The sequence below is a fragment of the Nocardia salmonicida genome (assembly GCF_036142455.1).
In the GTDB taxonomy this organism is placed as follows: Bacteria; Actinomycetota; Actinomycetes; order Mycobacteriales; family Mycobacteriaceae; genus Nocardia; species Nocardia salmonicida.
In genome coordinates, this window is record NZ_CP108014.1 from 1482235 (window position 1) to 1504608 (window position 22374).

Here is a 22374-nt window from a genome sequence, read left to right on the forward strand (position 1 = left end):
GCGCTCCGATCACTGTGTCATTCGGGCTATTCGATAGCCAATGTTGTTGTGCCGTAACGGAAGTCACTTACACGCATAATCGACCGGCCCGACGTCGAATTGTCCGGAAAATTGGTTCCGTGAAACGAATGCGACGACGAAAAACTGCATCGGGAACCAAACCGTCGCGCAGGCGATGAGTCAGTTCTCACGCACCGCGATGTGACGGTGGACTCGTCGCAGGAATGCCGGTGCCCACCAGTTCGCGGTTCCCAGTAGGCGCATGAAGGCGGGTACCAACACGCCACGGACCACCGTGGCATCCATCAGCACCGCCAGCGTCAGGCCCACGCCCATCAATTTGGTGAAGGCGACCTCTGAAAATGCCAGTCCCACACAGACAATCGCCATCAGCGCGGCCGCGGCGGTGACGATGCGGCCGGTGCGCTCCAGCCCGTAGGCGACCGCGTCGGCCGTCACGCCCCGCGCCCGGTGCTCCTCGGCGATCCGGGACAACAGGAACACCTCGTAGTCCATCGACAGCCCGAAGGCCAAGCAGAAGACGAGCACCGGCACCGGGGCGGCCAGATAGCCGGTTTCGGTGAAATCGCCGACCAGCCATTTCAGGTGCCCGTCCTGGAAGATGTAGACCATCGCGCCGAAGGTCGCCGACAAGCTCAACGTGTTGAGCAGCACCGCCTTCAGCGGGATCGCCACGCTGCCGGTGAACGCGAACAACAGCACGAGGATCGCGATCACGATGAGTGCTACGACCAACGGAAGTCGCCCCGCCAAGCCGGATTTGGTATCGGCGTTCTCGGCCGTGGCGCCGCCGACCAGCAGTGGAGCGGGCGAGTCCGTTCGCCGGATGTCGTCGAGCAAGGTTTCGGCGGCCAGCGAGTACGGGTCGAGGTCCGGGATCACCGTCAGATGCGCGCCCTCGGGCCCGGGCAAGCTACGAACCAGCCGTACGTGGTCCAGGTGTTGGATGCGCTGTGTCAGGTCGGCCAGTTCGGTCGTGGTGATCGGCCCGTCGACGATCACGTCGAACCGGCCCGCCGCGGTCGCGGGGAACTCGGCGCGCAGGACGTCACCGACCTGACGGCTCTCCACCGTCACAGGCAATGCCCGGTCGTCGGTCAGTCCCAATCTCAACCCGGCGAACGGCACGCCCAGCAAGATCACCACCAGCAACGCGGCACCACCGAAGGCCCAGGGGCGCGCGGTGACTCGCCGGGCGGTGCGATACCAGAACCCCTCTTCGGGCCGGTGGGGTGCGGGATCGGGTCGGCCACGCAGCCGTCGCACGCCTCGGCGTAGGTCGAGCGCGTCGATGCGGTGCCCGAACAACATCAGCAGAGCCGGCAGCAGTGTCACGGTGGCGAGCGCGGCCAAGAGCGTCACCGAGAGGCAGGCCGCGGCGAGGGAACGCAGGAACGGCATCGGGAACAGCAGCATCGCCAGCATCGCGATGAGGATCGTCGCGGCGGAGAACAGCACGGTGCGCCCGGCGGTCGTCACCGTCACCCGCACCGCGGTCGGCACGTCGCGGCCCCCGCGCCGTTCCTCCCGGAATCGGCTGACCAGGAACAAGCTGTAGTCGATGCCGAGACCGAGACCGAGCACGGTGGTCAGATTCAGCGCATAGCTGGAAACCTGGGTGAACTCGGTGAGCAATCGAAGGATTCCGAGCGTGCCGATGATCGAGACCAGGCCGAGCACCAGCGGCAGTCCCGCGGCGACCAGACTGCCGAAGACCAACACCAGCAGCACCAGCAGGATCGGAATCGTCACCGCCTCACTGACTTTCATGTCGTACGAGAGTTGTTCGGTCACGTCGTGATAGCTCACCGCGGCCCCACCCAGGCGCAGGTGGAGCTCGGCGTAGTCCCGATCCCGGTAGCTGTCGACCAGTCGCGACACCACCGCGTCCACCGTGATCTCGTCACCGGGAACATCCACGGCGACCAGCGCCTTGCCTCGATCGGCACTGCGCAGGAACTCCGGTGATCCGGTGGACCAGTACGAGCTCACCGAACGCACGCCCGCCACCGCGGCCAGTTCGGTGGTCAGCCGCAGGCCGGTCGTGGCGACCGCGGGCGTATCGACGGTTCCCGACGCGGCCGCGACATCCACCAGCACAATGACGTTCGGTGTTCCGGTGGTGTATTTCTCCGCCAGTACTCGGGCGGCGCGCGCGGATTCGGCGTCCGCGTTCCAGAACCCGCCGCCGGAGAGTCGCTGCTGCAGCGAGGCCCCGCCCGCGCCCGCGAGGACGAGCACCAGCGCAATCACCGCGACCACGGTTTTCGGTCGACCCACAGCCATCCGCGCGAGTACTCGCACCGTCCCTCGTTTCATTGCGGGCACCGCACGTGGACTCCGGCGCCGTTTCGGCGCGACGGACATCTCCACCGCCGCGGCTCGGGCAGGTAGGGTCGGCGCCGGTGCCATCCCGCAACCCGGGTCGGTGCAAGTATCGACGCAACGAATGGCTTGTGTCACTGCATCATTCGGAGAATTTTTCCCTTCCAATTTGTCTCGCGGACAGAACGCCTCGGCCTGTCGGACGGCGTGATCACCGGTGGCGCCGGACCTCGAGCCGACCGTTGACCGGTACCAGGCTGCACCCGGCCCTGCTACCGAGCAGCAGGACGTTGGCGACTTGGAGCAGCAGAACGAGGTACGGCTTGCCCGGATGGGCCTCTCGGGGCCATTCGTGCCAGTAATGCGGTGGGTCGAGGCGGCTGTCGGGTCCGGTGGGGAGCCGTAGCCGATCGCCGGGCGCGAGGACGGTGACGTGGAGATCGGCGAGGACTCCGGTGGCTTCGTCGGACAGGGGCGCGGTCCTGGTGAGCATTGCCCACCGGTGCAGCGGAACATACGGTGGCGCCGTGGCGAGGGTGGGGACCGCCAACGCGTTGTGGTCGTAGGTCGCGGCGGCGAGTCCGGCGGGGACGAGCAAAGCGGTGACGGTGTCGTCGCATACCAGCTCGACCCCGGACCCGTCGGCGGTGATGTCGGTAGGTAGACCTCGCTGTCGATAGGCATCCATCCAGTCCCGGGGGTTCTGGAGGTGGGGTGCGTGCGGCCACGGGATGCCACGGGATCCGGTCAGGACCTCCCACGCGGCGGCGCCGAGATCGCAATCGTGGCGGCTGTGCGCGGACCGATACCGGCGGGCCTGGTCGGGGGAGATCGCCAATGGTGGGCTGTCACAATCGAACTCCTCGTTGTCGAAACCCATCGGTGTTCCTTCGGTGTCGGGCCGAGCGGCTAGGCGAGCGTCGACTACACGGTAAGCGTGCGGATCAGCGGCGCGCCCGGGCGTAGCGTCTGGCGTTATGGCTGCGAGAACCAAGCACACCCCGATCTCGGCGGGTACGAGGCGGTTGGTGGCTGCGTGCCGAACCGATATCCCGGTGCTGACTCGGCAGCTGATCGCCGCGATCTTCACCGACATCCCGGAGTGGACGGATTACTCGCCGGTCAGCCGGGATGACCTGCACACCGCGTGTTGCCGCTATTTGACCAGGGTGCTGGACCTGGTGGCCGGTGAGGTGAGCGTCCCCGGTCGCGATGATGTCGCCGCTGCCATCGGCCGCAATCGTGCGGCGCAGGGCGTGCCGCTGGAGGTGATGTTGCGGACGTTCCGGCTCGGCGGTCAGATCGTGTGGGAGGCGCTACTCGACAAGGCAGGCGAACTCCCGCCCGCCGAGGTCCGCAAGATCGGTGTGGCCACATGGTCGGCTATCGACGGCATGTCGTCGGCGCTGGTCACCTCCTATCGCAGCACCGAATTGGAGCAGGTACGCCGTGACGAGCGTCGCAGGCACGGCTTGATCGAGGATCTGCTGGCGGGCAGTGCCCGCGACGCGACATTCGCCGCGCGTGCCGCGCGCGAGCTGAACGTGCCCGCCCACGGCGGGTATCTGGTGGTCGCGGTACGCGGAGAGCGCCCGAACGTGGAGATAGGCACCGAGGCCGCGTTGGCGGCCTTGGGCATCAGGTCGGTCTGGCACGACCGCGTCGAGACCGTGGTGGGACTGGTCTCGCTCGAGCAGCGCGACGGTGCCGCGGTACTGGACCAGGTACGGAATCGCATCCGAGGTCGAGCAGCGGCGTCACCCGTGGTGCAGGGACTGGCGCAGATCGAGACCGGCCACGCGCTGGCGATGCTCGGCTTGGAGACCTTGCCGGACACAGAGCGGGGTCTGGTGTCGTTGGAGCAGCGCTACCCGGAAGCGCTGTTGCTGCGCTCGCCCGACCTCACCGCACTGATGGTCGCTCGCACCCTCGGCCCCGTGCTGGAACTGCCGACGAAGGAGCACCAGATCTTGTTGCGCACGCTGGCGATCTGGCTGGAGGAGAACTGTTCGGCGGCGAATGCCGCGCCCCGACTGCACTGCCATCGCAACACCGTGATCAACCGGCTACAGCGGATCTCGGCCCTGTTGGGTCGACGACTGGAAGGACAGCGGTCCTACCTGGAGCTTTCCCTCGCCTTGGCCGCGCTGGAGATGGGCGCGCGGACACCGGTCTGAGTGCACACCGCCAGGACCGATTGGGCGCTGCGCCCATTTTCGAGCCCATAATTCTGGGCTGTCGGTAGATTGTTTGTGCAATTGTGGACCGTGAGACTCGACAGATGATCCAACCCACGACCGTGGATGGGTCGATCGTCGAGCTGAGGAGCACCACGAGTGCCGGAATTCGATCTATTGGTGATCGGTGGTGGACCGGGCGGATATGTGGCCGCCATCCGCGCCGCGCAACGTGGCCTGAAGGTCTGCGTTGTGGAGAAGGAGCGCCCCGGCGGTGTCTGCCTGAACTGGGGTTGTATCCCCACCAAGGCGATGCTCCGCTCGGCGGAGGTTTTCCACACCCTCGCGAGCGCAGCTGAATTCGGGGTATACGCCGACAATGTGCGCTACGACTTCGCCGCGGTCAGGCAGCGCAAGGACGCCATCGTCAAAGAGCTGACCGACGGTGTGGCGGGTCTGCTGAAGGCCAACGGGGTCACGGTGATCGAGGGTCACGCTCGGTTCCTCGAGCCGACCGTGGTGGAGGTGCACGAGGTCGGCGCCTCGCCGATCTTCGACGGCGGCCCCCGCTACGCGGCCGCCGCGGGAACCGCGATTCGCCGGGTGAGCGCACGCGACGTGATCATCGCGACCGGTTCGGTGCCGGTTCAGGTGCCGATTCCGGGCGCGGGATTGCCCGGCGTCGTCACCTCCGACGGCGCGTTCGGGCTGACCGAGGTGCCGCAACGGTTGGTCATCATCGGCGGTAGCGCGGTCGGGGCGGAGTGGGCCAGCCTGTTCGCCACGTTCGGCAGTCAGGTCACCGTCGTGGAGATGCAGGATCGCCTGGTTCCGTTGGAGGACAAGGAGATCGGCGACGCGCTCGGGCGCTCGTTCCGCAAGCGCGGCATCACCGTCCTGACCGGGGCCACGGTCACCGCTATCACCGAGGGCGACGTACTGCGGGTATCGGTCGGCGGTTCGGCGGCAGCCGACCTGGATGCCGACGTGGTGCTCGTCGGAGTCGGGCGAGCACCCAATACCGCGGAGCTCGGGCTCGATATAGCCGGAATCGCCACGGACGCACGCGGTTTCATCGAAGTCGACGATCGACTGCGGACCGGGGTCGAGCACGTGTACGCCATCGGCGACGTGACCGGTCGGGCGTTGCTCGCCCACGTCGCCTCGCACCAGGGCATCACCGCGGCCGAGGTGATCGCCGGGCACGAGGCCCACATCGATTACTCGGTCATCCCGGCCGCGACCTTCACCCACCCGGAGATCGCGAGCGTCGGGCTCACCGAAGAAGCCGCCCGCGCGGCCGGACACGAGGTGATCACCGCCAAGTTCCCGTTCGCGGCGCTCGGCCGGGCCAAGACCTTCGGCGAGACCGACGGCTTCATCAAAATCGTTGCGGGACAAGCACATCAGGAAGTGCTCGGCGTGCACATCATCGGCCCGTCCGCCAGCGATCTGATCGCCGAGGGCGCACTCGCGATCTCGCTGGAAGCCACGCTCGACGAGCTGGCCGACACCATTCACGCCCACCCCACACTCGGCGAGATCGGTATGGAGGCGGCCATGGCCGGACTCGGACTGCCGGTGCACATCGCGCCACGCAAGCGTTGAGGAGCTAGACCATGACCACGACCACCGCGCGGAGCGCGCCCGCCCGCGAGCAGACCGAGACCGCTTCGGACATCGACTCCGCTGTCGCGGCCGAGAATCCCGAGATCCTGCGTGGTCTCTACCGCGACATGCTGTTCATCCGGCGCTTCGAGGAGCGCACCGCGCAGAGCTACCAGCAGGCCAAGATCGGCGGCTACTGCCATCTCAACCTCGGCGAAGAAGCCACCGTGGTCGGCCTCGGCGCCGCGATGCGTCCCACCGACTACCTGTTCACCAACTATCGCGAACACGGCTACGCACTGGCCAAGGGCATCGAACCCGGTCGAGTGATGGCCGAGCTCTACGGCCGCTCCACCGGCACCTCGAAGGGCTGGGGCGGCTCGATGCACATGTACGACACCGCGACCCGGCTGCTGGGCGGCTACGCCATCGTGGGCGGACAGGTTCCGCTGGCCATCGGTGCGGCGCTGGCCATCGACTACCGCGACGGTGACGACGTCGTGGTGTGTCAGATGGGGGAGGGCACCACCAACATCGGCGCCTTCCACGAGTCGCTCAATATCGCGGCGCTGTGGCGGCTGCCGGTGGTGTTCCTGGTGATCAACAACCAGACCGGCATGGGCACCACAGTCGAGAAGTCCTCGGCCGAACCGGATCTGTGGAAGCGCGCCGCCGCGTACCGCATGCGGGGCGAGCGGGTCGACGGCACCGATGTGCTGGCCGTGCGCGACCTGGCGAGCGAGCTCATCGAAGACGCCCGCCGCGATGGCAAACCCGCGCTGCTCGAAGCGGTGAGCTACCGACTCAAGGGCCACTCGGTGGTCGACCCGGCGAAGTACCGCAGCACCGATACCGTCGCCGCGGCACGCGAGCACGATCCGATCGAGCTGTGGCAGCGGCGATTGCTCGCCGCCGGGGTGCTGACCGAACAGGCGCTGGCCGATGTCGACCGCGAGGTGGCCGACGGAGTCGCCGCCGCCGTCGAATTCGCCGATTCGAGCCCGCATCCGGAGCCGTCGAGCCTGTTCGACTACACCTACGCCACTCCCGTGCCGGGCGATTCCCGCCGTCTGCCCGCCGATCCGCTCTTCACCCACTGAGGACTTCCACTGTGCCTGTCATGACCTATCGCGAAGCGCTGCGCGAAACCCTGCGCGAAGAAATGCGCCGCGATGACGATGTTTTTCTGATCGGTGAGGAGATCGGCGTCTTCGAAGGCTCCTACAAGATCACCGCCGGTCTGCTCGAGGAGTTCGGCGAGAAGCGGGTGCGCGACACCCCCATCGCCGAGGAAGGGTTCGTCGGTGCGGCGATCGGCGCCGCGATGCTCGGTTTGCGCCCGGTCGTGGAGATCATGACGATCAACTTCTCGCTGCTGGCGCTGGATCAGATCGTCAACCATGCCGCGAAGATCTACGGCATGTTCGGCGGGCAGACCAATGTGCCGATGGTGATCCGGACGCCCGGTGGCGGCGGCCAGCAACTCGGGGCGACGCATTCGCAGAATATCGAGTTGTACTACGCCTTCGTGCCCGGTCTGAAAGTCGTGGCGCCCAGCACTCCCGCCGATGCGCGGGCGTTGCTCAAGGCCGCGATCTCCGACGACGATCCGGTGTTGTTCCTGGAAAACCTGTCGCTGTACAACACCAAAGGCGAAGTCCCCGAGGATCTTCCACCTGTCCAGATCGGCAAAGCGGCGGTCACCCGAGAGGGCACCGACATCACGCTGATCGGCTACTCGCGGATGGCCACTGTCGCGACCGAGGTCGCGCAACGTCTTGCCGGCGAGGGCATTTCGGTGGAGGTGATCGACCTGCGCAGCCTGCGCCCGCTGGACCGCGACACCATCGTGGCATCGGTGCGCAAGACCGGTTGCGCGGTGATCGGCGAGGACGACTGGCTCACCTACGGCATCGGCGCGGAGATCGCGGCGTCGATCTCCGACGGCGCGTTCGACTACCTCGACGCGCCGGTCCGTCGCGTCGCCATGGCCGAGGTTCCGCTGCCCTACGCCAAGCCGCTCGAGAAGCTCGCCTTGCCGTCCGCGGAATCGCTGTACACCGCGGTGACGGAAACTCTGGCGGCCGTCGGCCGGCGGCGCTGAGAACCAGGAACAGGACGGACGCAATCATGCCCGAAATCGTCATGCCCCGGCTCTCCGACACCATGGAGGACGGCGTCGTCTCCGCCTGGCTCAAGCAGGTCGGCGACCAGATCACCCGCGGCGAGATCGTCGCCGAAATCGAGACCGACAAAGCCCTGATGGAACTCGAGGCCTACGACGACGGGGTTCTCGAGAAGATCCTCGCCGAGCCGGGTGTTCGTGTCCCGATCGGCGAACCGATCGCGATCGTCGGCGATGGCACCACATCGACTGCGGCACCAACGGATCCGAAAAGTGTTGCGGTGACCCCCTCGACTGCCCCGACCGCTGCGCCACAGCCCGGTGCGCACGCGGGCCTGCGCCGGACCGGGGTGGTCAAGTCCTCGCCGTTGGCCCGCAAGATCGCACGCGAGATGCGGGTCGATATCGACGCTGTCGTCGGCACCGGTCCGGGTGGGCGGATCACCAAACGTGACGTGGAGGCGGCCCACAGCGCCGTCACCACTGCGCCCGCTGAGATCGTGACGCCGTCACGTGACGCGAGCGTGGCTGCTGTGCAACCTGTTCCGGCGTCAGGGGAGTTCGAGGAGGTTGCGCTGACGAACATCCAGCGCGTCTCCGCGATTCGGCTCACCGAGAGCAAGCAGCAGGCGCCGCACTTCTATCTGACCAGCGCGATCGATGTGACCGAGTTGTTCGCCTTCCGGGCGCAGATCAACGCGACGTTGGACGCGGCGGGCGAGAGCAAGGTCAGCGTGAACGACCTGCTCGTCAAAGCGGTCGCCGTCGCGCTGCGAAAGGACGGCTCGGTCAATGTCAGCTTCGCGGGCGACAAGCTGTTGCGGCACAAGGGAATCCACCTCGGTGTCGCGGTAGCGACCCCGGCCGGGCTGCTCGTTCCGGTGATCAGGGACGCGGACCGCAAGAGCGTGTCCGAGATCGCGACCGAGAGCCGTGACAAGGCGACCCGCGCCCGTGATCGCAAGCTGCGCGCAGAGGAGATGTCGGGCGGCACCTTCACCATCTCCAACCTCGGCATGTTCGGCATCGAGCAATTCACCGCGGTCATCAACTCGCCCGAGTCCGCGATCCTCGCGGTCGGGGCGGCGGCCGACGAGCTACGCCTCGACGGCGAGAAGGTGGTTGCCCGCAAGATTCTGCGCGTGACCCTGTCCGCGGACCACCGCGCCATCGACGGCGCGGTGGCAGCCCAATTCCTGGCGAACCTGAAGATCCTTCTCGAGAGCCCGCTCAGAATTGTGGCGTAAGCGGCTGGGGAGCGATGGTCAATGGTGTTCCGGTGGCGCGGCGTACCTGCTCGACGCTCACACCGGGTGCGGTCTCGCGCAGGATCACCTGGTGGTCGGCGATGTCGAGGACAGCGAGGTCGGTGATCACCCGCTGCACCACGGCTTGGCCGGTGAGCGGCAGGGTGCACGCATCGACGATCTTGGGTGCGCCGTCGCGGGTGGTGTGCTCCATGAGCACGATCACCCGGCGGGCGCCGTGGACGAGGTCCATCGCGCCGCCCATGCCTTTGACCATCGCACCGGGCACCATCCAGTTCGCCAGGTCACCGTGACGTGAGACCTGCATCCCGCCCAGGACCGCAGTGTCGATGTGTCCGCCTCTGATCATGCCGAACGAGAGCGCCGAGTCGAAGAACGAGGCACCGGGTTCGACCGTCACGGTCTCTTTGCCCGCGTTGATCAGATCGGGGTCGACGTCGTCGTCGTAGGGGTAGGGGCCGGTGCCGAGGATGCCGTTCTCGCTGTGCAGCACCACCGCTACGCCGTCGGGCAGGTGGTTCGGGATCAGGGTGGGCAGGCCGATGCCGAGGTTGACGTACTCCCCGGGCGAGAGTTCCTGCGCCGCGCGGGCGGCCATCTCGGTGCGTGTCCAGCTCATCGGGTGCTCTCCTGTCGAACGGTCCGCTTCTCGATGCGTTTGTCCTGGGCGCCGGTGTGCACGACGCGCTGGACGAACACCCCCGGCAGATGAACGTGTGCCGGGTCGAGTTCACCGGCTGGGACGAGCCGCTCGACCTGGGCGATGGTGATCCGACCGGCCATCGCGACCAGGGGGTTGAAGTTCAAGGCCGACTTCTCGAAGACCAGGTTTCCCTCGGTGTCGCCGACGGCGGCGTGCACGAGGGCGAAATCGGCGACGATGCTTTCTTCGAGGACGTAGTGGCGGTGTCCGAACTGCCGGACTTCTTTCGGTGGTGAGGCCAGCGCGACCGACCCGTCCGGTGCGTAGCGCCACGGGAGGCCGCCGTCGCTGATCGGAGTCCCGACCCCGGCGGGGGTGTAGAAGGCGGGGATGCCCGCGCCGCCGGCCCGCAGTCGTTCGGCGAGGGTTCCCTGCGGGATCAGTTCCACCTCGAGTTCTCCGCCGAGATACTGGCGCGCGAACTCTTTGTTCTCACCCACATAGGAGGCGGTCACCCGTGCGATCCGTCCGGCTGACAACAAGATTCCCAGGCCGTAGTCGTCGACGCCGCAGTTGTTGGAGAACACTGCGAGGTCGGTGGCTCCGCTCTCGGTGATCGCCGCGATCAGCGCGTCCGGGACACCGCACAACCCGAATCCGCCGACTGCCAACGTCGCCCCCGAGCCGATATCGGCGACGGCGGCGACTGCCGTATCCACCACTTTCGAGTTCATTCGATGACATGCCTTTCGTGGAACCGTTCATTATTTGGACGCTTGTTTTCGTCGTGCTCACAGAACACTCCAGCGGCTCTTACTGGCAAGATAGAAATCCATGGGAAGCTGAAATTGCTCGGCGAGTGGACAGGTTGGCGTCATGTCGTCCACTGAGTGGACGTAGGATGCGGGCGTGAGTGGAGAGCCGAATCCATCTGTGCTCGGGCGCGCGGCGTCACTATTGCGTGCGGTTGCCGCCGGTGGCGATGTGGGCGTGTCGACCAGTGATCTGGCACGTCGGGCCGATCTCGCGCGGCCTACCGCGCATCGGTTGCTCTCGTCGCTGGCCGAGGAGGGCTTTCTCGACCGCGACGCGGGCTCGGGTCTGTGGTTTCTCGGACCGGAACTGTTCCTCATGGGTTCGCTCGCGGCCGAGCGCTACGACATCACCGATGTGGCGCGTCCCGTGCTGCGCGAGCTCGCCCGTGAGACCGGGGAGAGTGTGTTCCTGTCCGCCCGGCGTGGCGACGAGACAGTGTGCCTGGCGGGCGAGGAAGGCAGCTTTCCCCTGCGCTCGCACGTGCTGCACGTCGGTATCCGCTTCCCGCTCGGTGTCGCCTCGGCAGGCCTGGCGATCCTCGCCCACCTACCCGACCGCGATATCGAGGACTATCTCGGCCGCACCGATCTGAGTGTGCAGTGGGGTGCGAGTCATACCCGTGCCGAGCTCGTGCCGCGTATGGACGCGACCCGAGAAACAGGCTGGTGCGTGAATCCGGGCCTGCTGGTCGAGGGAAGCTGGGGAATGGCAGCGGCGGTGTTCGACCGCCGCGACGAGCCACGGTGGGCCTTGAGCCTGAACGGGGTCGAGAGCCGTTTCCGCGCCGAGCGTCACGAGGTGCTGGGTACGCTGTTGCTCCGCCACGCTCACAAACTCTCTCTGACGCTGAAACGCCGTGGCTCCGGACCCTTCAATCGATGAACGCATGTCATGCCATTCTGCGACCGGATAAGCGGGCTCGGACCCGGGTGTTCGTTGTGATGCGCTGCGCTTCGTTCGGCCCGCCGTTGTGATCGAAAACAGGCGCGGGCCTATTCCTGTCACCTCACAGTGGGACAGGGTTCGATATCGATGACCGTGAATGAAGGAATGTTCGTATGCGACTTCGGCGAAACAGCGTCTCGGCATTGGTGACAGCAGTGGTGATGGCTGCGATCGGGGTGTCTGCCGCGACACCGGTCGCGAGTGGTGAGGTGCCCGGCCGCACGGAAACGGTGTACCCGACTTCGTCGCCGGTAACGTCGGTCGTCGCATCGAAAGTCACTCTCGCGGTGCCGTTGCCGCCGGGCAGCCTGCCGCATCCGCAGGCGTGCGACACCCTGTCGTATCTGCGATGGCGAGCGGTCGACGGACCGCGGTCCTCGGCCGAGGCCGAGCGTGTCCTGGTCGCGCAACCTGGTGTCTTCGAGGGTGCGGGTGCCTTCGACAGCGTGGCGCGAAACACCGTCGCGCTGGCCGCCGACTCGGGACGATATATCGAATTCTGGGCACTGGATCGTCGGTCCAACTGTTTGGAGGACCACACCGGGGTCGCCGCGGCCTTGCGGACCGGATCGTTCGATACCGCGGCGGACTACTATTTCGGCGGCGCCGAGGCCGACGGTCGCCGGTTCGGCGGGTACGCCGAGGGCGCGGAGACAGCGTGGTTGCGCGATCAGGGACTCGCGCAAACCCTGCGCGACGAATACGACGTGCTGCGGATCGAATTCCCCGACCAAGCGGTGCGCCAGCGAAAGGTACTGTGCGGCGGGCATTCGCTGGGCGGCTTCGTCACCGGCTATTTCGCGGAGTGGGACTTCGACGGGAATCCGGCAACCACCGAGGACGCCGGATACAACCAGTGCTCCGGCTATTTCGCGCTCGACACCACCATTCAAGCCGGACTGAGCCTGCGTGGCCTCCAGGTCCCCGAGCTTCCCGCACCGATCGCCGGAGTGGTGGAAGCCGGTTCACTGCAACTCGATACCGCGCTGCCGGTCTTACGCCTGCCCGCGGTGATCAACCCCGAAACCACCAACCTCCTCGCCCTGGCGGGCCTCGCGGCCAGACTGAGTCCCGACGGCGTCAACGACCTCGTCCGACGACTGCCCGACAACCCCAACGTCGCCGCGACCCTGCGAACCCTGCTCTCCCAGGACGCCGCGATGTTCGTCACCGGACAACCGGATGTGCGGGATCTGAACGCCACCAACGAAGCCGTGCTCGGCGCGATCCTCGACGACAATTCCCAACCACTCGGATTCCTCCAAGCGAGTGTGGGTTTCCCCACCGGCGGCCCGATCGGCCCGAAAACCTTTCCGCTCCCGGACTCGATCGCGCTGAGTCCACTGGCGATGGGCATGTTCGGCGACGCACCGAAGGTCTCGCCGACCGTCTACCACCCCGACACCCTCTACCGCTGGGCGGATTACGACGACACAGCGGAACTGACCGCCCCCTACACATCCCCGACCAGCGAAGTGACCGCCATCGGTGAACTGGCCCGCAGTCTCTGCGAACCGCCCCTCGACTTCACCGAATGGTATTTCCCCACCCGGCTCAGCCTCGACCTCCAACAGACGACAGCACCGTCGTTCGCCGGTCAGCACATCCGTCTCGACGGCGTGGATCGCAACCCCATCCTGACTTTCCGTAGCAGCGGCGGTATCCCGGTCGCCGACTCGGGAAGCCCCCGCGACGAAGTGATCCACCTCCCGGGCTACAACCACATCGACGTCCTCACCGCCGCGGCTCATCAGAACGACGGCCGACCCGAGGTGGTCTCCACTCGTCTCGCCGAATTCGCCACCGGGGCTTCCTAGTACAGGTGCGGTGAGGGCGCTGTCGATCGACGGGGGGTCGACGGCGCGGTTCAGCCGTGCCAGCGCCGGTAGACCTCGACCGCGCCCGGATGTAGCGGGACGGTTCCGGTGCCGATCAGGGATCGACCGTCGAGGAACTGGGTGCCCGCGGCCTCGTCGGGGACGAGGGTGTCCGCGTGCCGGACCAGCAGTTCGACGATGGCGGCCGCTGTCTCGTCGGGCAGGGTCGCGGCGGCGAGGAGCAGGTTGGCGACGCCGATGGTGTGGATCGCCGGACCGGCGGGATAGGCGTCGGCGGGGACGGCGACCCGGTCGTAGACGGGTCCGTACTGTTCTCGCATCGGTGCGGCGAGGGCGCCCAGGTCGATCAGTCGCATCGGGTCGGGCACGGTGAGTGCGGCGGTCGGCACGCCACCGGCCCACAGCAACGCATCGATGGTGCCGTCCGTCAGTGCCTGCGCGGCCTCGCGCAGGGGACGATGCTCGACCACGACATCGACGGCGGGATCGAGGCCGGCCGTCGCCAGCAGTCGCCGACCGGTGACCGCGGCTCCCGAGCCCGCGGCTCCGAGATTGACGCGACGTCCGCGCAAGTCGGCGACCTCGTTGACCGGGCTCTCGGTGCGGACCGCCAACTGCAGGTAGTTCTCGTACACGCGGCCGAGCGCTACCACTCGACCCCCGAAGTCGCTCGCCGAATCCGCCAGCGCCAGCGCGGTTTCGACATCACCGTCGGCGACCATTCGCAGATTCTGTTGCGAGCCTGCGGTTTCCACCGTTTCGACGCGCAGGGTGTCGGTTTCGCGCGCGGCCGCCGCGGCCAGTAGTCGACCGAAAGCGAAGTAGAAGCCGCCGTCCTCGCCCGAGGCCAGCCGCACCGTCGCCGAGCCGTTCGTGCCACATCCGAATACGCCCGCCGACACGAGCGCGGCCAAGGTCAGCATCCGGCGACGCGACATCGGCGCACCGCCCCTCATCGCGACACCGTGGGCACCCGGACCGCCACCGCGAGGCCGTGCGGCGGTATTGCCTCGACCGTCAATGTCGCACCCCACGCCGTGGCCAATGCCTGCGCGATCGACAGTCCCAGCCCTGTGCCGCCAGAGGCCGCGGTCGACCCGCGGAAGAACCGGGCGGTGAGTTTGTCGAGTTCATCCGGTGGGACGCCTGTCCCGTCATCGGCGACGCGGACCGTCACCCATCTCGGCTCGACCGTCACACCGACCACCGTGCATGCGCCGGATCCCGCATACCGGCACGAATTGCTCAGCGCCACATCGAGAATCTGGGCGAGAGCCGCCGAGCTGATCGCGGCCTGGGCGCGAGGGCCGGAAACCGCACCTTCGCCGGGCGGGGGAGTGCGAATACGCGTCGCCGAGCCGCCCTCGCCGGACCGCGGTGTGTGGTCGGTGGGCGCTGCGGTCAGCTGTACTCCTGCCTCGTCGAACGCCGATGCCCAGGCATCGATCCGGTCGGCCGCGACCTGCGTCGGGTCACAGTGTTCCTCGGCGGATGCCGCGGCACCGAAGGATGCGGGTGCTTGTGCCACGGCCAGCTCGAGCAGATCGTCGAGGAGAGCGGTCAGCCGCTCCACTTCCGCGCTCGCACCGCGGAAGGTCGCCGATGCACTCTCGGAGACGGCCGATTCCAGGGAGTCGAGTCGAATCGTCAAGGCGGCGAGGGGATTGCGCATGGCGTGCGCGGTATCGGCGACGAGTTGATGTTGTGCGTCGGTGGAATCGGCGACGGCCGTCGCCATGGCGTCGACGGATTCGGCGAGGGCTCGGATTTCGGGTGGCCCGCCGTATTTTCGGGTGATCGCCGCCGGGGTACGGCCCCGTGGCTTCGGCAGTGTGGCGGTGAGTTCGGCGACCGCGCCCGACATCGCGGCCAGTGGGCGCAGCACCCATCGGCTGAGGACCAGTGCCAACAGCATGAAGACGACCATCGCAGCGAGCGCGCCCAGCACGATCACCGCCCACGTCCTAGCGATCGCCGAGCGTGCCTCCGTGGTCGACGCCTCGATCACGACCGCGCCGTTCACCTGCACGCCGGTGCCGACAGGGCGCGCGATGAGCATGATCGGGTCGCTCCACGGCGTCAGCCGATCCACCTGCTGCGGGCGCTGGTTGCGGCGAGCCGCGGCCACCGCGGCCCTGATCCGCGGATCGCTCACCTCGACCCCGGCATTGACGATCGGCGCCCCGCGAGCATCGACGACCAGGACGTTCTCCCCGTACAGCTCGTGATAGCGGCCGACCTCGTCGGCCAGTGCCCGCACGCCGCTCGCCGACCCGGCCGCGTCGGCGAGGGTCGCGAAGCGGTCGGCGTCACCGGAACGGCCTAGCACGAACTGCTGCGTACGGCTGGTGGCGGCGGTCAGCGACAACGGAACCGCGAAGGCCAGCACCGCGAGTGCCGCGAAGACGGTGAGCGCTGTCAGCAGTCTGCGGCGCATGCCCGTGCTCCGGCCCTCACGCGCCCCACCGATATCCGTAGCCGCGGATGGTGGTGATGAGTCCGGGCCGGTTCAGTTTGGCGCGCAGCCCGGTCATGTGGACATCGAGCGATCGCGAGACCGCCACGAACGCGTCGCCCCAGATGCGGTCCATGAGCTGTTGCCTGCTCACGGCGGCGCCGGGCCGTTCCACCAGCACCTCGACGAGCTCGAATTCCTTCTGGGTGAGCGAGATCGGGCTGCCTGCCACCTCGACGGACCGGGCGCGCAGATCCACCCGGACATCACCGGTGACGACTTCGGTCCGCGCCTGCTCGGCGGCGGCCGCCGAGCGGCGTAGCACGGTCTCCAGCCGTGCCATCAGCTCGGCGATTCGTGGTGGCTTCACCACATAGTCGTCGGCTCCGCCACGCAGGCCGCGCACGATGGAGCGTTCGTCACTGCGGGCGGTCAGGATCAGCACCGGGATGGTGCTGATCTCGCGCAGCTGTCGCAGGATCTGCAGCCCGTCGGCATCGGGCAGGCCGAGGTCGAGAAGCACGGCGTCGAAGTCGCGGTGGGCGATGAGCAAGTCGGCCCCACGGCGGAAGCGCTCGGCTCGGTAGCCGCGCGCGGTGAGCGCCTCTACCAGGGCGTCGCCCACTCCGTCGTCGTCCTCGACCACCGCCAGCCGCACGCGCCGATCCTCCCATAGCCCGAGGACCGGCGCGTGCTCCGGACGGTCAGCCACGCACGGTGGCCATCGTCGGCTCCGGCTCGACCGCATCGACGACGGCTTCGGCATCGATGGTCGACTCGGCCGACGTCTCCCGCATGAAGTAGTAGGTGACCAGCGAGACGGCGATACATCCGGCGACGTAGAAGAAGTACAGGGACTCCAGGTCGGCCTTCTTCAGAGCGAGGGCGATCATCTCGGCGGTACCACCGAACACGGCGACGGTCAGCGCGTACGGCAGGCCCACACCGAGCGCACGGATCTTGGTGGGGAACAGCTCGGCTTTCACGATCGAGTTGATCGAGGTGTAGCCGGTGACGATCACCAGCGCGACCATCATCAGGCCGAAGGCCGCGAGCGCGTTGGAGGTATGCGCGAGGGCGGTCATGATCGGCACCGTCAGCAGCGTGCCCGCGACACCGAAGAAGATGAGCAGTTTGCGGCGCCCGATCCGGTCCGACAGACCTCCCGCGATCGGCTGGAGCACTACGAACACCAGCAGCGCGACGAAGTTGATCCAGGCCACGGTGTCCTTGGAGATGCCCGCGGTATTGATCATGAACTTCTGCATGTAGGTCGTGTAGGTGTAGAAGGCCACGGTTCCGCCCATGGTCAGGCCCACCACCAGCAGACATTCCCTGGGGTATTGCAGCAGCACCCGCAGCGAACCGCGGGAGCTGCTCGCGGTCGCCTCGCCGGTCGTACTCGTGTTCTCCATGGCCTTGAACGAGTCCGATTCGTCCATGCCGCGCCGCAGCAGCATCACCACGATCGCGCCACCGGAGCCGATCAGGAACGGAATGCGCCAACCCCAGCTGTACATCTGCTCGGACGAGAGCACCTGCTGCAGCACGATCTGCACCCCGAGCGCGACGAGCTGGCCCGCGACCAGCGTCACGTACTGGAAGCTCGAGTAGAAACCACGTCGACCCGGCGACGCGACCTCGGACAGATACGTCGCGCTGGTGGCGTATTCGCCACCCACGGACAGTCCCTGCAGCAGCCGGGCCATGAGCAGCAACACCGGCGCCGCGATGCCGATGGTCTGGAATCCGGGTGTCACCGCGATCATCAGCGAACCCGCGGCCATCACCGTCACCGAGAGCGTGAGGGCGGCGCGGCGGCCGAACCGGTCGGCGTAGCGCCCGAGCGCCCAACCGCCGATCGGGCGCATGATGAACCCGACCGCGAACACCGCCGCGGTCGACAGCAGTTGCGCCGTGGGGTCGCCGTCGGGGAAGAACGCCTTCGCGAAGTACACGCTGAACGCGGCATAGACGTACCAGTCGTACCATTCGACGAGATTGCCGATCGAGCCGCGCAGCACGTTCGCCACTACTCGCCGTTCACCACCGGCCTGTGTCGTTGTCACCTTGGACCCTCCTCTATCGGCGCGGCATTGCGCCGTCGGAGACCACTGTGTCGGCTGTCACAAGTCGAAGGAAGCCACACGGGCGGTTCCTAACCTTCCCTTAGGACGATCGCCGCGCCGGAGACTCGGGCTGGTGCGGACCACACACGGCGGCGGTGCGTTAACGTCGGCGCTGACCTGGCAAGCCGTATCAGGGAGGAATCGTGGACATTACCGAGCTGATCCTCGACGACCACCGCGAGCAGCGCCGACTGTTCGCGATCTTGGAACAGATCAACCGCACGGACACCGGCGCGCTGTCGGCGATCTGGGACAGGCTCGCGGCCTTTCTGGAGCTCCACGCGCAGGCAGAGGAGGAGATCTTCTACCCCGCGTTGCTGCAAACGGGGATCGCGGCGAAACGCACGAGCGCGGTGGAGGACGAGACGCTCGACGCCATCCATGACCACAACGACATCAGGGACGCGGTGGCCGACGTAGCGCGTCATGGAGTCGGTACCGACGACTGGTACGCCGCCGTGGCGGCAGCCAACCTCGCCAACAGCGACCACATGGCCGAGGAGGAACGCGAGGGCCTCACCGACTTCCGGCGCCTGGCCGGACTGTCGCAGCGCCATCAGCTCGCCGTCACCTTCGCCACCTACGAAGCCCGCAACTATGCCGGCGTGCGGGCTGTCGACAAGGATCCCGACAGCTACGTCCGCGCGGCGGAGAAGGGGCAAACCCCGGCGAGCGGATCGCTCACGGTGGGCAGCCTGAAACAGAACTGACCATCGGTGCGGGCGGCCGGTCCGAACCGGCCATTCCGTGATGCAAAGAGAGAGTTAGCGATACATTGCATCAATGGTGGATGCACATGACCCTCGTCGGTTCGTCGTCATCGGGGGAGGCCTGGCGGGCCTGGCCGCCGCGGTGTGGCTGGCGGAGGCAGGCAAACAAGTGACCCTGCTGGAGCGGCGCGCCCGATTGGGTGGACGCACGCAGGCCATGCACGTCGCCGAGGTGAACGATCTCCCCGACAACGGCCAGCACGTGGTGGCCAGCGGATATCGCAGCCTGTGGCGGTACCTCGACAGCGTCGGCACCCGCCAGTACGTGGAGTTTCCCGGCGCGGGGAGTCTGCGCTGGCCGGGTGGGCGCGCGGTGATGTTGTACACCAAGGGGTTCGGGGCCTGGCGCACGCTGATGGGCGCCCATCCCGACGCGAGCCCGCTCGAGAAGCTGCGTGCGTTGCGGTCGGCGCTGCAGTTGGTTCGTCAGGCGCTGTGGCAGCCGAAGGACCTCGCCGACATCACCACCGAACAGTGGTTCCAGCGCGTCGGCATGCCCGCGAAAGCCCGTGAGGCCCTGTGGGATTGGCTCGCACTCGGCATCGCGGCGGAGCCGGTGCACATCGAGTCGGCGAAGGTGTTCGCCGATGTGCTCGCTACCGGGGTTCGGATCGGGATGCAGGACCGGTCGGGGGTCACGATCGGCTATCCCACCGTGGACCTGGACACCCTCTATATCGACGGGGCGAAGAAGGTCTTCGAGCGCTATGGGGTCGACGTGCGCTATCGGGCGGTGGCCCGCAAGGTCGTGATCGTCGACGGTAAGGCGACCGGTGTGCAGCTGGCGGACGGCTCGGTGATCGAGGCCGACGCGGTGATCTGTGCCGTCCCGAACTCCACTATCGGCGGCCTCCTCGACGACCTGCCCGAGCATGCCGACATCTATGCCGCCGCAGACAAACTGGGCGTCACTCCGATCGTGAGCACGAACCTGTATCTGGACCGGCCGCTGAAGACGAAGTCGGCCATGGAGGCGCTCATCGGCGGCACCGGTGTGATCGATCAGGTCTTCGACCGTCAGCGCATGCACAACCGCACCCCCGACGGAACCTGGCTGTACTGCCTGACCACCAGTGGCGCCTACGAGCAGATCCACAAGAGCAACGACGAGATCGTCACCGAGCAGATGGATCTCATCCGCCGCTACTACCCGGAAGCCGCCGACGCGAAAGTCGTGACCGGCCATGTGGTGAAGATGCCGAAGGCGACCTTCTCGCAGGTTCTCGGCACCGACGATCTGCGCCCCGGGCAGCGCACCTCGGTCCCGAATCTGATGCTCGCCGGCGACTGGACTCGCACCGACTGGTCGGCCACGATGGAAAGCGCCGTCCAGAGCGCCGAGCGTGCCGTCGAAGCGCTTCTGGGGCCGTCGAAGTAGACCCTGTGGGCGTCGGGGGAGGGGTGTGCGGCGGCGGGTGACCGCCCCGTGGCGGTTTCTACGGCGTCTTGTGGCGCGGGTGCCCGTACTCTGTTGAGTGCGTGCATGTTTGGTGACCGTAGACCGTAGGATGGAGCCTGATGGACCACACGGACCCTTTCCCCCGCCCTATTCCAGTCACGGTGCCGAAGCTGCTAGTGGGCTTAGGGTCAGCGTTGGTTGTCGCTGCCGCGATCGCATCCTTCACCTTCACCTCCACCCTCGCGCGGGTGGCGGGCGTCGCCGAGCACCTGACCTGGTTGTGGCCGGTGGTGGTCGGTCTCACCGTCGCGCTGGTCGCCTGCACCTTCATCACGCTGGTAGGTATCCGCGACGAGAAGGCCACCTCCCTGGTGCGGGTCTACGAGTTGCTGCTCGTCGCCGCCGTGCTGTCCAGTATCTGCGGAAACCTCCTCGCCATCTCCCGCGATCCGATCGAGATGGGAACCCTCGGGACCGCGATCGTGGTGTCCATTCCGCCGATCTGTCTGATGATCTGCGTGGGTAACTACCTGCTGCTCACGGCAGTTGTTCCCGTCCGGATCGTGGCCGCGATCCGTGAGGACGACTGGCGACTGCGGGTCCTGGGCATACCGAGCACGTCGATGCCGCCGAAGGACCCGATCCCCTCCCACGATGACGGCCCCTCCTGGTGGGACCAGCATCGCAGCGAAGCACGGACTCCGTCGGCGACACCCACGGCACCGAGAACCCGGCAATAGCGGAACGGCCCGTTCAGCTCGCAGAGGTGGCCGGGCGGCGGGTCCAGCCCGCGTCGAGGGCGGCGGTGTAGAGCGCGTCGAGGCCGAACGCGTCGACCGGGCCCAGCGCGCCGGAGCGGAGCAGGCCGCCACCCAGCGCCGTATCGGCCGCCCAGGCCAGGATCGCCGCGGTGAAATCATAGGGGTCGCCACCCTCCAGGGTGACGCTCGCCAGAGTCTTTCCGGCGTCGTCGCGCGCTTCGGCGACGACCCAGGTGCGGTTGCGGCCGCGAGTCTCGGTGCCGGGACCGCCGGTGGAGCCCTTGACGATTCGGGCCAGGGCTTCGTCGAGTCCTCGCTTGAGTGGCGGCACCTTCGCGACGACCGCGGTCAGTCGCGAGCTCGCGCGCAACCCCTGTGCGGCAAGCGGAGGCAGGCCGAGGAAGACGTCGACCTCACGCAGGTTCGGGTAGGAGCGAGTCAGCGCGAAATGCTCCGAGCCCGGGATCGAGGTACCGGTCAGGCTCTTTCCCGCCACATCGAAGGAACGCAGACGTGCGCCGGTGCGCTGCGCGACGACCTGACCGGCGCGCAGGGCGAAGCCGGGTTCGAACAACATTCCCGCCATGGACGCGCGGGTCCCGCCACTGGTACTCGGCTTCTCCATGAAGTAGCCGACGTCGACACGAACAGCGGTCGGCGCCTCACGCAAGGCCAGCCCGGCGGCCAGATTGCCCGGCACGTAGTCGAACCCGAACGCGCTCAGCAGACCTGACCCGACCGCGCGGGCTTGCTCGTCGTGCTCGAACACGGTGCGGATGAAGGGACCTTCGCCGGTGGAGTCGACGTAGTGCGCGCCGGCGGCGATCGCCGCGTCCAGCGCTGGACGGCCGTGGCGCAGGAACGGGCCGACCGTCGTCACCAGAACATCGCCGCGACCGAGCAGAGCCCGCACGGAAGCAGGGTCGGTGACGTCGGCGACCGCGGTCTGCGCCCCGCCGAGGTCGGCGGCGAGCTTGTCGAGCGCGGCCCCGTTGCGTCCCGCCAGCACCGGCGAAGCGCCGCGTGCGGTGAGGACTTCGGCTGTCAGGCGTCCGGTGTACCCGGTTGCCCCGAACAAAACAATCTTCGGCATC

The 22374-nt window shown here is 67.3% G+C and carries 19 protein-coding genes; 10 read left to right on the top strand and 9 right to left on the bottom strand.

Annotated elements, in window-relative coordinates; all coding sequences use genetic code 11:
• Window positions 1–180: 180 nt before the first annotated feature.
• Together OHS03_RS07055 and OHS03_RS07060 are read right to left on the bottom strand one after the other, a co-directional pair.
• The gene (locus OHS03_RS07055) at window positions 181–2340 is read right to left on the bottom strand and encodes an MMPL family transporter (protein WP_328661695.1); all 2160 of its coding nucleotides are present in this window, start codon (window positions 2338–2340) and stop codon (window positions 181–183) included.
• Window positions 2341–2557: 217 nt separating this feature from the next.
• The gene (locus tag OHS03_RS07060) at window positions 2558–3226 is read right to left on the bottom strand and encodes a hypothetical protein (RefSeq protein ID WP_328661697.1); all 669 of its coding nucleotides are present in this window, start codon (window positions 3224–3226) and stop codon (window positions 2558–2560) included.
• A gap of 97 nt (window positions 3227–3323) precedes the next feature.
• Between OHS03_RS07060 and OHS03_RS07065 the strand changes: the two genes are divergently transcribed.
• The 5 genes from OHS03_RS07065 (at window position 3324) to OHS03_RS07085 (ending at window position 9503) form a co-directional block, all read left to right on the top strand.
• A complete protein-coding gene (locus tag OHS03_RS07065; RefSeq protein WP_328661699.1) occupies window positions 3324–4523 on the top strand; it encodes a PucR family transcriptional regulator in 1200 nt (399 codons plus the stop codon).
• Between the two features lie 159 nt (window positions 4524–4682).
• Window positions 4683–6131 carry a dihydrolipoyl dehydrogenase gene (gene lpdA, locus OHS03_RS07070; RefSeq protein WP_328661701.1) on the top strand — a complete coding sequence of 483 codons (1449 nt, stop codon included), beginning with the start codon at window positions 4683–4685 and terminating at the stop codon, window positions 6129–6131.
• 11 nt (window positions 6132–6142) lie between these two features.
• Window positions 6143–7231, top strand: coding sequence for a pyruvate dehydrogenase (acetyl-transferring) E1 component subunit alpha (gene pdhA / locus OHS03_RS07075; protein WP_328661703.1), 1089 nt, complete (start codon window positions 6143–6145; stop codon window positions 7229–7231).
• Between the two features lie 20 nt (window positions 7232–7251).
• Window positions 7252–8235 carry an alpha-ketoacid dehydrogenase subunit beta gene (locus OHS03_RS07080; protein WP_200950501.1) on the top strand — a complete coding sequence of 328 codons (984 nt, stop codon included), beginning with the start codon at window positions 7252–7254 and terminating at the stop codon, window positions 8233–8235.
• A 26-nt stretch (window positions 8236–8261) separates the two neighbouring features.
• On the top strand, window positions 8262–9503 hold the full coding sequence (locus OHS03_RS07085) for a dihydrolipoamide acetyltransferase family protein (RefSeq protein ID WP_328661705.1): 1242 nt from the start codon (window positions 8262–8264) through the stop codon (window positions 9501–9503).
• Here OHS03_RS07085 and OHS03_RS07090 read toward each other — a convergent pair.
• Both OHS03_RS07090 and OHS03_RS07095 read right to left on the bottom strand, forming a co-directional pair.
• The gene (locus tag OHS03_RS07090) at window positions 9487–10143 is read right to left on the bottom strand and encodes a 3-oxoacid CoA-transferase subunit B (protein WP_328661707.1); all 657 of its coding nucleotides are present in this window, start codon (window positions 10141–10143) and stop codon (window positions 9487–9489) included. The two genes, OHS03_RS07085 and OHS03_RS07090, sit on opposite strands and share 17 nt — an antisense overlap.
• A complete protein-coding gene (locus OHS03_RS07095; protein ID WP_328661708.1) occupies window positions 10140–10901 on the bottom strand; it encodes a CoA transferase subunit A in 762 nt (253 codons plus the stop codon). Before OHS03_RS07095 ends, OHS03_RS07090 begins: the two co-directional genes overlap by 4 nt.
• Before the next feature lie 175 nt (window positions 10902–11076).
• Here OHS03_RS07095 and OHS03_RS07100 point away from each other — a divergent pair, with 175 nt between their 5' ends.
• On the top strand, window positions 11077–11865 hold the full coding sequence (locus OHS03_RS07100; RefSeq protein WP_328661710.1) for an IclR family transcriptional regulator: 789 nt from the start codon (window positions 11077–11079) through the stop codon (window positions 11863–11865).
• A 176-nt stretch (window positions 11866–12041) separates the two neighbouring features.
• Window positions 12042–13745, top strand: coding sequence for a hypothetical protein (locus tag OHS03_RS07105; protein WP_328661712.1), 1704 nt, complete (start codon window positions 12042–12044; stop codon window positions 13743–13745).
• 50 nt (window positions 13746–13795) lie between these two features.
• Here the strand turns inward: OHS03_RS07105 and OHS03_RS07110 are convergent, their stop codons facing one another.
• From OHS03_RS07110 to OHS03_RS07125, 4 genes are read right to left on the bottom strand one after another with little or no spacing between them, the layout of a single operon-like run.
• Window positions 13796–14722, bottom strand: coding sequence for a TAXI family TRAP transporter solute-binding subunit (locus tag OHS03_RS07110; protein WP_328661715.1), 927 nt, complete (start codon window positions 14720–14722; stop codon window positions 13796–13798).
• Window positions 14719–16203, bottom strand: a complete 1485-nt coding sequence (locus tag OHS03_RS07115) for a sensor histidine kinase (RefSeq protein WP_328661717.1) — start codon at window positions 16201–16203, stop codon at window positions 14719–14721. Before OHS03_RS07115 ends, OHS03_RS07110 begins: the two co-directional genes overlap by 4 nt.
• Before the next feature lie 16 nt (window positions 16204–16219).
• On the bottom strand, window positions 16220–16879 hold the full coding sequence (locus tag OHS03_RS07120) for a response regulator transcription factor (protein ID WP_056820966.1): 660 nt from the start codon (window positions 16877–16879) through the stop codon (window positions 16220–16222).
• A gap of 46 nt (window positions 16880–16925) precedes the next feature.
• Window positions 16926–18290, bottom strand: coding sequence for an MFS transporter (locus OHS03_RS07125; RefSeq protein ID WP_062982006.1), 1365 nt, complete (start codon window positions 18288–18290; stop codon window positions 16926–16928).
• A gap of 203 nt (window positions 18291–18493) precedes the next feature.
• On the opposite strand from OHS03_RS07125, the gene OHS03_RS07130 reads away from it, so the two are divergent.
• From OHS03_RS07130 to OHS03_RS07140, 3 genes are all read left to right on the top strand, one after another.
• Window positions 18494–19060: a hemerythrin domain-containing protein gene (locus OHS03_RS07130; RefSeq protein WP_063003809.1), complete on the top strand. Its 567-nt coding sequence runs from the start codon at window positions 18494–18496 to the stop codon at window positions 19058–19060.
• A 73-nt stretch (window positions 19061–19133) separates the two neighbouring features.
• Entirely contained in the window at window positions 19134–20498 is a 1365-nt protein-coding gene (gene hpnE / locus OHS03_RS07135) for a hydroxysqualene dehydroxylase HpnE (protein ID WP_328661719.1), read from the top strand.
• 182 nt (window positions 20499–20680) lie between these two features.
• Entirely contained in the window at window positions 20681–21259 is a 579-nt protein-coding gene (locus tag OHS03_RS07140; RefSeq protein WP_328661721.1) for a hypothetical protein, read from the top strand.
• Between the two features lie 13 nt (window positions 21260–21272).
• Here the strand turns inward: OHS03_RS07140 and OHS03_RS07145 are convergent, their stop codons facing one another.
• Window positions 21273–22373 (bottom strand): saccharopine dehydrogenase family protein, encoded by a 1101-nt coding sequence (locus OHS03_RS07145; RefSeq protein ID WP_328661724.1) that lies wholly within the window; start codon window positions 22371–22373, stop codon window positions 21273–21275.
• Window position 22374: the final 1 nt, after the last annotated feature.

What these genes read in the sequence shown, in the direction of transcription:
- OHS03_RS07055 (WP_328661695.1), bottom strand. Translation starts at nt 2,340, where the DNA reads ATGAAACGAGGGACGGTGCGAGTACTCGCGCGGATGGCTGTGGGTCGA.
- OHS03_RS07080 (WP_200950501.1), top strand. Translation starts at nt 7,252, where the DNA reads ATGACCTATCGCGAAGCGCTGCGCGAAACCCTGCGCGAAGAAATGCGC.
- OHS03_RS07085 (WP_328661705.1), top strand. Translation starts at nt 8,262, where the DNA reads ATGCCCGAAATCGTCATGCCCCGGCTCTCCGACACCATGGAGGACGGC.
- OHS03_RS07060 (WP_328661697.1), bottom strand. Translation starts at nt 3,226, where the DNA reads ATGGGTTTCGACAACGAGGAGTTCGATTGTGACAGCCCACCATTGGCG.
- OHS03_RS07105 (WP_328661712.1), top strand. Translation starts at nt 12,042, where the DNA reads ATGCGACTTCGGCGAAACAGCGTCTCGGCATTGGTGACAGCAGTGGTG.
- OHS03_RS07090 (WP_328661707.1), bottom strand. Translation starts at nt 10,143, where the DNA reads ATGAGCTGGACACGCACCGAGATGGCCGCCCGCGCGGCGCAGGAACTC.
- OHS03_RS07145 (WP_328661724.1), bottom strand. Translation starts at nt 22,373, where the DNA reads ATGCCGAAGATTGTTTTGTTCGGGGCAACCGGGTACACCGGACGCCTG.
- OHS03_RS07065 (WP_328661699.1), top strand. Translation starts at nt 3,324, where the DNA reads ATGGCTGCGAGAACCAAGCACACCCCGATCTCGGCGGGTACGAGGCGG.
- OHS03_RS07095 (WP_328661708.1), bottom strand. Translation starts at nt 10,901, where the DNA reads ATGAACTCGAAAGTGGTGGATACGGCAGTCGCCGCCGTCGCCGATATC.
- OHS03_RS07115 (WP_328661717.1), bottom strand. Translation starts at nt 16,203, where the DNA reads ATGCGCCGCAGACTGCTGACAGCGCTCACCGTCTTCGCGGCACTCGCG.
- pdhA (WP_328661703.1), top strand. Translation starts at nt 6,143, where the DNA reads ATGACCACGACCACCGCGCGGAGCGCGCCCGCCCGCGAGCAGACCGAG.
- hpnE (WP_328661719.1), top strand. Translation starts at nt 19,134, where the DNA reads ATGGTGGATGCACATGACCCTCGTCGGTTCGTCGTCATCGGGGGAGGC.
- OHS03_RS07110 (WP_328661715.1), bottom strand. Translation starts at nt 14,722, where the DNA reads ATGAGGGGCGGTGCGCCGATGTCGCGTCGCCGGATGCTGACCTTGGCC.